This is a genomic window from Corynebacterium nasorum (genome assembly GCF_022345765.1).
GTDB lineage: Bacteria > Actinomycetota > Actinomycetes > Mycobacteriales > Mycobacteriaceae > Corynebacterium > Corynebacterium kefirresidentii.
This window is the reverse complement of the sequence record NZ_JAKRDR010000035.1, coordinates 1-2,728: the sequence shown is the minus strand read 5'-3', so window position 1 is coordinate 2,728 and position 2,728 is coordinate 1. Positions and strand designations below refer to the sequence as shown.

General features: G+C 60.2%; 2 protein-coding genes. Both read left to right on the top strand.

Going from position 1 to position 2,728, the window contains the following annotated elements:
• Nucleotides 1-483 precede the first annotated feature (483 nt).
• Complete coding sequence (locus MHK04_RS12100) at nucleotides 484-870, top strand: hypothetical protein (RefSeq protein ID WP_239209018.1); 387 nt, start codon at nucleotides 484-486, stop codon at nucleotides 868-870.
• Between the two features lie 333 nt (nucleotides 871-1,203).
• Nucleotides 1,204-2,634, top strand: coding sequence for a rolling circle replication-associated protein (locus MHK04_RS12095; protein ID WP_239227087.1), 1,431 nt, complete (start codon nucleotides 1,204-1,206; stop codon nucleotides 2,632-2,634).
• Nucleotides 2,635-2,728 lie beyond the last annotated feature (94 nt).

Genomic DNA, 2,728 nt, shown 5'->3' with positions numbered 1-2,728 from the left:
CGGGTGGCTAGACGCCGGGCGCTGTAGGCGCGCCCCCGGGGCTGGACGCGAGGACGGAGCGCGCGCCCGCACGCCGGGAGCGGGAGCGAGGACACCCCTAGGTGCCCGCAGCGGGAGCGGGAGGCGGAGGACGCACGAACGACCGCAGCGGGAAGTCCCTGGTCAGGGGCGTGCCCAGCTGGCCCGAGCAATGGCTAGCCGAACGAGCGGGTGACGGAGTGCCGCGCACCGAAAATCGCCGGAGGGGTGCCGCGCCAGAGAAAATTCGGGGTCTTTTATGCAGGTCAGCAGGCTGTGTCTACAACGATAATTGGCGTTCGAAAAGTTGTGCAAATGTGTGTTCCCGGTTTAGGAATAGGGCGATAGTTAACCGTTTTCCAACATTTGCGCAAGTTTATGACCGCAGGTAGAGCTACCAAATCGGGCGGCGTGATGGTACCATTTTTATTGTAAAACTTTCCGATCGTTAGGAGACTCGAAACAATGTTCGAACTTAAATTTGCTGTAAATGAAGCTCTTTGCTTGGTAGACGAATTGGAGGTTAGCCCTCGCTTCGTCTACAAGGACAACAAGCGCACCGACGAACAAGAGACGCGTGACGGTAAGAAGCTGTGGCGAGTGAAGGGATTGGCCCCAATTGTCGAGGTCAACGGAAAATCCGCCATCGATACGGACGCGACTGTCGTGCTGGCGAGCGCCTCGGAACCTGATGTGTCTGGTGTCGGCTCGCTGGGCGAGAAATTGCCGGTCACGGGCGATTTCTCGGTGACTCGTGTTCAGTATGGCGAGGCTAGTGGTCGTCTCGACTTGGAGGCTATCGGCACCCCGGCTGCTTCTTCCTTTGCTCCGCGCCACGGTGACGATGACTAGAACCCTGGCGGGTCCAGGGGTATCACCCCCTCAATCGCGGCGCGTATGCGCGCCGCGATTGAGGGGGTGCGGGGGCTTTAGCCCCTGCCGATGGTGCCGTGACCAGGCAAAATGAGAGTCGCGAGATGATCGGCTGATGGGAATCCCCGCCCCTCTCTCCCCGTCCTTGCCCCGCGCGAATGCGCGGAAAATCGCGGATATAAGCGCGCCTGGTGGATACAAACGGCGCGGAAGATAAGCTAAGGAAAAGACTTTGAAAAACGGAGAAACCCCGCGCGAGCTAGCGACTCGTAATGCGCGGGGTCGAACTAAGAGCGTTAGGAGGGCTCTTTGATGACTAGCGTAGCAGCCAAAGGCGATACACGCTATACGGCACTCCAGGAATCCTCGTCGGAGGACGGCCAGGGGGAAAACGGCGACCACAGCAAGCGGGCTACGCCCGCTGGGCTTGTTACATGTCCCAAAACTAGGCGTGTAAGCGAAAGCCCTGGTCAGCGGCCTGTAAAAAATCGCTTTAGATCGGAAGATGAGTGCCGCCAGGCGGCTGCCGCCATTGGCGGCAACGCCTGGAACGGGCGCGAAGGCCCGGTTCCTCAAATCGAGATTTATCCGGGCCTTATTCGCCTGACGGCTCCGGATCTGAATCGTCGAGAGCGGACTGCTAATAGGCAGGCCGACGCTCCGATAATTATGCCGTCTGACGTGGAGCCGGGAGAGCGTTATATCCGCGAGTGGTCGCGAAAGTCCAGGTCACGTATGGTTTCGTCCATTGCGGAGCTCGACTCGGCTCCGATGCTGGCGCAGCCCGGCAGGATGGGCATGGTCACGCTTACGTATCCAGGTGACTGGCAGGCAGTAGCCCCTGATGGCGAGACCGTAAAAAAGCATCTGCAAGCCTTTTTCCGCAGGCTAGAGCGTGACTTTGGCGTGAAAGTCATTTGCATTTGGAAGCTGGAGTTTCAGTCTCGCGGTGCGCCGCATTTCCATATTCTGATGATGATCCCGCCGGGCCGTGCAGGTGAGGACAGGGAACTCGAGTACATGCGCCGCCTGTACGAATGGGAGCGTGGTGAGCGGTCTGCGAAGCCGCGCCGGAAAAAAGCCGTCGGCGACGGTCTGCCTTTCCGGCAATGGTTGTCTCTGACCTGGGCGGACATAGTCGGAGTCGAGGATCCCGTGCAGCGCAGACTGCACGAAGCCGCAGGTACGGGTATTGATTACTCGGAAGGTGAGAGGGCCCGCGACCCTAAGAGAATGGCCGTGTATTTCGGCAAGCACGGCGAATTTGCCGCGAAAGAATACCAGCACAACGTTCCCGAGCTGTGGAAACGCAGTGGCAAGTCCGTCGGAAGGTTCTGGGGTTACCGGGGACTGCGAAAAGTGCACGGCACGGCTCATCTCACGTCCGATGAGATGCTTCTTGCGGGTCGTACGCTGCGAAAATACGGTCAACGGACGTACATCTGGAAAGACGGGAAGAAAATTTTTCGTCCAGTGCTCGTGCACCGTATGAGGGACAGGCGTGCAAAAACGTGGGTCTCGCCGGCTGGAGTGGAAATCGTGCGGTGGAAGCAGCGTAAGCAAACGGTTCGTGCCCGTCGTATGACGGGGCACAATGCCACGGGTTTTCTGGTTGTCAATGACGGTGTAGCAATGGCGGCTGACCTGCAAAGACTCCTCGAAATCTCTAGGCGGGGTAGCCCTCCGGCGGTCGGTAGACGCGGCCCGGCAAGCCGCCGGGTGGCTAGACGCCGGGCGCTGTAGGCGCGCCCCCGGGGCTGGACGCGAGGACGGAGCGCGCGCCCGCACGCCGGGAGCGGGAGCGAGGACACCCCTAGGTGCCCGCAGCGGGAGCGGG